This is a genomic window from Frankia sp. CeCAU1, from assembly GCF_977971845.1.
Genome location: NZ_CDWWXA010000010.1, coordinates 57,962 through 64,294, shown reverse-complemented (window position 1 = coordinate 64,294; position 6,333 = coordinate 57,962). Strand labels below are relative to the sequence as shown.

Sequence of the window (6,333 nt, the reverse complement as noted above, 5' to 3'; positions counted from 1 at the left end):
GGCCGACCGCGCGGGCCGCCGACGTCGCGCGACGGGAACTTCAACGCGCACTCGCCGTAGTTGGGAAGGACTAGTGTTTACCCACCCCGTCCAAGTGGACTAGTCTCACGCCGACGTCACGACAACACCGGGCCGAACGCCGAGTCCTGCCCCCGGCCCCGGTGTCCCCTCCGAGTCGTCATCAGGGGCAGGAGCGGGGGACCCACCTCCACCGGCCGGCACCGATCCGCGGTGTTGACCTAGGGGTGAAGCTCGACGCGTGAAGGTCACGCGAGAGCCGGGCAGCCCAGCCCGAACCCGACAGCTCACTTCGCAGGCGTACGGGAAGGAATACACCGTTGTCCGCGCAAAGCGTGCAGCTCGACGAAGAAACGCGAGGCGCCAGTCGCGGCCGTCACCGCGCACCCTCCGCGCCTCCGGCCGCCCGCAGCCGGGCCCGGGCCCGCGCCTTCGCCGCCGTGACCACCGGGACCGTCGCGGTCTCCGGAGTGGCTCTCGCCGGCTGCGCCACCGACATCAACGCCGACGCCGCGAAGGACGAGCAGCCGAACACCGCTCCGATCACCCTTGCCGCGCAGATCGGCTCCCAGGCCGCCCTGGGGGGCAGCATCGCCGCCGCAGCGGTCAGCACCCACGGCTCCACCTCCCTGCTCGGCTCGACGGGCGGTGTCGACGCCCCGCCCCTGGCCGGCAAGGTTCAGGTCGGTCTCCGGGTGACCAACCCCGACGTGAGCGTCAGCGCGGACCAGCCGATCGACATCGGCTTCTCGCTCTACAACGAGCAGACCCACGAACCGCTGGCGAACCAGCTGGTCAAGGTGCAGGTGAAGCTCCCCACCGGGTGGGCCACCTTCAAGCACCTTTACACCAACGCCCAAGGCTACGCCTCCTACACGGCCCGAGTGCTCACCACCACGAACGTCACCGCGGTCTTCGACGGCACGGACGCCCTACAGTCCGCCCGCTCGGCGAACGACGCCACCCTGCGCGTACGGCCGGCGCCCACCCCCCGGCCCGTCCGCAACGCCGCCCGGTCGGATCTCCTCACGACAGGGGACGCCGCGGACCAGGCGTCGGTTCCGGTCCCGTCGAGCTCCCTCGGGGAGAAGGCCGTCTACCTGGCCTCCCTGCAGGCCGGCAAGCCCTACGTCTACGGTGCGGAGGGCCCGAGCTCGTTCGACTGCTCCGGCCTCATCCAGTACATCTTCAAGCAGCTCGGCAGAAGCGTGCCGCGGACGACCGACGCCCAGTTCGCCGCCGCCACCCGGGTGTCGCAGTACAACAAACAGCCCGGCGACCTGATCTTCTTCGGGACACCCGGGAACATTTATCACGTCGGCATCTACGCGGGCGACGGCATGATGTGGGCGGCGCCGCACACCGGCGACGTCGTGTCGCTCAAGAAGATCTATACCACCTCCTACTACGTAGGCCGGATCCTCTAGCGGCCGGTCGGAGCCGGCGCACCGCCCTCATGCCGACGCAACGGCTCATCCGGCTCCGGTGGATCGCCTTCGCGGCTGGGGCGCGGACCACACGAGCCCTGCCAGTCCACGAGCGGCCGGCTACCGAGCCCCTCTCCAGGCGCCGACCCGAAGCCGTGGAAGCCGGACCCGGGACTCCCACCCACCGGCGAAGCCGCGGACAGACCAGCAAGCGGGCCCTGTCACCGCCCGACAACCCGCCTACATGCTTCCTTTCCAGCTCTCCGGACGGGCCCTCCTTCCGGTGGGACGGACGTCAGATCTCCCCCCCCATCTGACGTCCGTCCGGCCGGAAGGCCCCCGATTCCGCCGGCCTTCCCTCGGATTCCCCCCCCCATCCGCACGGGAAGGCCGGCGGGCCTCGGGCCCCGGCCGACCAGGTCCGCCGATGCCGCTACCCCCCTCCCGGCGGCATCGGCGGACTTCAGCCCTCGGTCTCTGCCCGGTGCGGAAACCGCCCGGCCCGCTCGCGGGCGCCGCGGTCAGGCCCCCAGCCGGTGAACAGACGAGAACTTCCACAGGGTCTCGCTGACCTTCCGGTCCCAGGAGGCCTCCGGGGCCCGGCCCTCCGGGACACGGTCCTGGCAGGTCGGCCCGGGCTCCGGGTCGAACTGCCCGACGACGCCGACCGCGGCGAACTCCGGCTTACCCGGGGCGCAGGCGGCGGTCAGGGCCAGCCGGGCACCCTCGCCGATCCCCCACACGTAGACCCGGTTCGGATCCACCTTGGTCCGTTTCGTGGAGACGAAGCGGACCACGTCGCGCAGATAGCGCACGTCCGCCCCCTCGGGTCCGTCGATCCGCCACGTGCCGCCCACGGCTTCCGGGAAGGCCACCGCGAAGTCGCGGGAGTTCGCGAGCTTGCCGGCGTCACTCTGCCGGTCAAGTGACTTCGCGTCCGCGTTGTCGTCGTGCAGGATCAACACCAGCGGAAGCGGGTTGGCGGGATCGGACGGGGCATGGACGAGCAGCTCGCGGCCCGCCGACGCGTAGTCGCCGGGCAGGCTGACCCGCTGGGTCTTCGGGCGGTCACGGGTCCCGAGGTAGCCCCAGGCGACCACGATCACGACACCGACGATGAGCACGGTTCTCTTGTTTTTGCCCCACCATCCGGCGAGGGGATTCGACACCACGGTCCAACCGAACCACACCGCTGGCCGGGAAACGCCGCAAACCTGGCAGCAGATGACGACAAGACCGGGGTCAGACCGGAGTCAGACCGGGGCCTGTCCGCCTTGTCCCCCCACGTGTCCCCCCCAAAAAAACGCCAGGGGACGCGTCAGGTGACGGCCAACGCGCGGCGCCGGGCCTGGCGCAGCACCTCCACCTCGCGGGGCGCGTCCAACGGCGGCAGCGGACCATGGACCCAGCTGAGCAGGAGATCGGCGAGGGCGGGGTTCTGCGCGAGCACCGGCCCGTGCAGGTAGGTGCCGATGACCCGGCCATCCACGATGCCGTCCGTTCCGCCGTCACCGTCACCGATCCCGAGCCGGACCGTACCGAGCGGGATGCCGCTCGCGTCGGGCAACCGCCTCGTCCGCCCGGCGTGATTCTCATACCCGTACAGGGTGGGCAGGCCGAGCCGTGCGTCCGGTTCCACCACGATGTCCCCGACCGCACGCGCCGGCGGCGCGTCCGACGGGCCGAAGGAGCGACGGGTCTCCACGTCGACGAGATTCAGCCCCTCGTGGATCTCCCCACCGGATGGGAAGGTCGCGCCGATCACCTGGTAGCCGGCGCACACGGCGAGCACCGCCGCTCCCGAGCTCACCGCTCGCCGGATCGCCCGGTTCTGCCGGATGCCGTCCGCGGCGAGGACCTGCGGTGCGTCCTCGCCGCCGCCGAGCAGGTAGATATCACAGCTCTCGGGCACCGCCGACCCCGCAGGAACGTTCACCACCTCAACCGGCAAACCACGCCAGCGCAGGCGCTGGGACAGCACGATCGCGTTACCGCCGTCGCCGTAGGTACCAAGCAGCTCGGGGTAGATCAGCGCGATCCTGGTCGCAGAGCCGCCCGTCATCGCGTGGATCCCCTCATCTCGCGCACAACCTCGCCACGTGCACAACCTCGCCACGTGCACAACCTCGCCACGTGCACAACCTCACTGCGTGGACCTCACCAGCAGATCGCGGAACGCCGTGTAGTTGGCGACGACGTCGACCACCTTCTCGTTGGCGGCCAGGGCCGCGTCCTGCGCGCTGGCATACACGCTGTGCGGCACCTCCGCATAGGCCAGCCGAACGCTCATGTCCTCCTTGCGCTCCCCGGTGACCAGCACCTGCCGGCCGGCGAGCCGTTCGAACGGCACGTCCCAGATCCAGGACGGATCCCGCCCGTCAGCGGTCTGGGAGTTGAAGTCGATGACGACAGGCCGCGGCGGCGCGTCCGCCAACAGCTCCATCATCTCCACCCAGCCAGCGGGGTTCTTCGCCAGCAGCAACCGGCCTCGATGGCCCTCCTCGCCGAGCGCCACCTCCTGATAGCGACCCTGCACATCGCCCAGGCCGGTCATGGCTGCAAGCGCATCCTCGATCTCGACGCCGAACTCCCGGGCTGCGGCGGCGGCCATCGCCGCGTTGCCGAGGTTCACCCGTCCGGGCAGATCGAGCCGGGCCTCGATGGTGCGGCCGTACCAGAACAGTTCCCGGGAGCCGGTGACCGCGACGATCGGCTCGGGCCTGGCCAGCCCGCACTCGGACCACCAGCCGCTGCTGTTGCGGTACAGCAGCCGGGCGCACTGCGGGCAGACCATCGCGTCCGCCGTCCAGTTCTGCCCCGCCGACACCCAGACCTGCCGGTGCCAGCCCGCCGCCGCCCAGGCCACCAGGGGATCATCGACGTTCGCGACCACCGTCGTGTCGCGCAGCTCCGAGCCGAGCTCGCGCCACATGGCGGCGATGCGCCGCGTCTCGTTGGACCGGTCGAGCTGGTCACGGCTGATGTTCAGCAGCAGGACCACCCGCGGCGAGATCTCCCTGGTCACCTTCGGCAGCCAGATCTCGTCCACCTCGAGAGCCGCCGCCGCGTCAAACGGCGGCCGGGACAGCGCGGCCAGCACCCCGGGCGCCATGTTCGCCCCGCCGCTGTTCGACTTGACCGGCCCCAGGGTGCCCAGGGCCCGGGCAAGCAGCCTCGTGGTGGTGGTCTTGCCGTTGGTGCCCGACACGCAGGCGGTCATCCGGTGGGAGCCGACCTCGGCGAGCGCCGCCGGGGATACCCGCAGCGCGAGCTTGCCACCGATCATCTCGCCGGAACCACGGCCGAGCCGGCGTGACGCCTCGGCCGCCAGACGTTCAACGGCGAGCGCGGCCTGGGTCCTGGCGGTGAACCGGCGGGGGATTGATGTCGTCATCGCGGTTTCTACAGTGCCACGACGGCACCGGACTGCGAAGCCCGCCCCGTCTTCTGTTCCGATAGATCCCGGTCCAGTCCCCGGTCATCGGCCCGGTACCACCCGGTAGCGCCCCCGGACGGGGGTTTGTTCCAGCCCGGACATTACCTCACGTGAGCTGGCGTTACCCATAGTCCGTTGGGGAAGGTGTCGACCGGACCACCGCCGCGGAATCGACGCGGCATCGCGGTAGAACTCACCTGACAGGGTGAACCGGAATACCCACGGCCGCCCCCACAGGTGAGAATCACAGGCGGAACACGGCTGGTCGGCGCGGGTGCGCCGGTTTGGCCACCGGGGGCCGCGCCGGGCGGGCATCCCGGGCCGGCACGGCCGGCCCGGGTCCGCCGCACGGTTGCAGAAGGGACGTGAGGGCGCACAGTGACCACGAAGGCAATCGCGATCGCGCGGGTACACGGCCACTGGTCGGTGCACGATCTCGACCCGGCCGACGCCGACGACCTCGACGCCCTCACCGACATGATGCGGGATCTGGGTGATGGCCCCGTCGTCGCCTTCCTCGAGGAGGACGACGAGTACCTCGCGGTGGTCCGGGTGCGTCCCGACGACCCGGATCCGCAGGTCTTCCTCTCCGATCGCCGGGTCCTGGTGACCTCCGACCTCGCCGAACGCCTGTTCGCCGACGCGCTGCCCTCGATGGCGGGGCTGACCACCCCGGACGACGAGGATGACGCGTCCGCCGTCACCCATGCCGCCCCCGTGGGCGATCTCGATCTACTCGGCGATCTGGGCACCCCCGCGGAGGCATTGTTGGAACTGATCGGCGAGGAGGGGCTGCTGCCAGGCGATGTGATCAGCGCGCTCAGCGAACGGGCCGGGGCCGGGGAGATCCTCGATGACGCACGTGGCTGAGCCCACCGGTCCGGTCCCGCGCCGCCGGCCCGCTGATCCGGGATGACCGATCCCGACGAGTACCCCCGGGCGGGCGCTCCCGCCCGGCTGAGCGGTCCGCCCGGACCGGACCGCTTCCACGAGGCGATGGGGCTCGCCCTGCGCGAGGCCCGCCTGGCCCCGGACCACGCCGACGTCCCGGTGGGTGCCCTGGTGGTGACCGAGGACGGCACTGTGCTCGGGCTCGGGCACAACGAGCGGGAACGCGGCGCCGATCCCACCGCCCACGCCGAGATGATCGCCCTGCGGGCGGCCGCGCGCCGGACGGGTTCCTGGCGGCTGCCGGGAGCCACCCTCGTGGTCACGCTGGAGCCCTGCACCATGTGCGCGGGGGCCCTCGTGCTCGCCCGGGTGGACCGCCTCGTCTACGGTGCGGTTGACGAGAAGGCCGGGGCGGTCGGCTCGCTCTGGGACGTGGTGCGGGACCGGCGGCTCAATCATCGACCCGAAGTGGTCGCCGGGATCCGCGCCGGCGAGTGTGGCGCACTCCTGGCGGAGTTCTTCGCCGCGCGCCGGCGCCCGGCGGGGCGCTAGCCGGCACAC

The 6,333-nt window shown here is 71.3% G+C and carries 6 protein-coding genes and 1 riboswitch; of the genes, 3 read left to right on the top strand and 3 right to left on the bottom strand.

The window, feature by feature from the left end; all coding sequences use genetic code 11:
- The first annotated feature begins 158 nt into the window (after positions 1–158).
- Positions 159–333, top strand: a riboswitch (cyclic di-AMP (ydaO/yuaA leader).
- Positions 334–338: 5 nt separating this feature from the next.
- The gene (locus AC08OO_RS03805) at positions 339–1,445 is read left to right on the top strand and encodes a C40 family peptidase (protein WP_476608944.1); all 1,107 of its coding nucleotides are present in this window, start codon (positions 339–341) and stop codon (positions 1,443–1,445) included.
- A 521-nt stretch (positions 1,446–1,966) separates the two neighbouring features.
- Here the strand turns inward: AC08OO_RS03805 and AC08OO_RS03800 are convergent.
- From AC08OO_RS03800 to AC08OO_RS03790, 3 genes are all read right to left on the bottom strand, one after another.
- Positions 1,967–2,614 (bottom strand): alpha/beta hydrolase family protein, encoded by a 648-nt coding sequence (locus tag AC08OO_RS03800; protein WP_476608246.1) that lies wholly within the window; start codon positions 2,612–2,614, stop codon positions 1,967–1,969.
- 149 nt (positions 2,615–2,763) lie between these two features.
- Positions 2,764–3,507, bottom strand: coding sequence for a type 1 glutamine amidotransferase (locus AC08OO_RS03795; protein ID WP_476608943.1), 744 nt, complete (start codon positions 3,505–3,507; stop codon positions 2,764–2,766).
- A gap of 81 nt (positions 3,508–3,588) precedes the next feature.
- A complete protein-coding gene (locus AC08OO_RS03790) occupies positions 3,589–4,839 on the bottom strand; it encodes a MurT ligase domain-containing protein (RefSeq protein ID WP_476608942.1) in 1,251 nt (416 codons plus the stop codon).
- 420 nt (positions 4,840–5,259) lie between these two features.
- On the opposite strand from AC08OO_RS03790, the gene AC08OO_RS03785 reads away from it, so the two are divergent.
- Together AC08OO_RS03785 and tadA are read left to right on the top strand one after the other, a co-directional pair.
- Positions 5,260–5,751: a tRNA adenosine deaminase-associated protein gene (locus AC08OO_RS03785; RefSeq protein WP_476608941.1), complete on the top strand. Its 492-nt coding sequence runs from the start codon at positions 5,260–5,262 to the stop codon at positions 5,749–5,751.
- Between the two features lie 126 nt (positions 5,752–5,877).
- A complete protein-coding gene (gene tadA / locus AC08OO_RS03780) occupies positions 5,878–6,324 on the top strand; it encodes a tRNA adenosine(34) deaminase TadA (RefSeq protein WP_462187576.1) in 447 nt (148 codons plus the stop codon).
- Positions 6,325–6,333 lie beyond the last annotated feature (9 nt).

What these genes read in the sequence shown, in the direction of transcription:
- AC08OO_RS03795 (WP_476608943.1), bottom strand. Translation starts at nt 3,507, where the DNA reads ATGACGGGCGGCTCTGCGACCAGGATCGCGCTGATCTACCCCGAGCTG.
- AC08OO_RS03790 (WP_476608942.1), bottom strand. Translation starts at nt 4,839, where the DNA reads ATGACGACATCAATCCCCCGCCGGTTCACCGCCAGGACCCAGGCCGCG.
- tadA (WP_462187576.1), top strand. Translation starts at nt 5,878, where the DNA reads ATGGGGCTCGCCCTGCGCGAGGCCCGCCTGGCCCCGGACCACGCCGAC.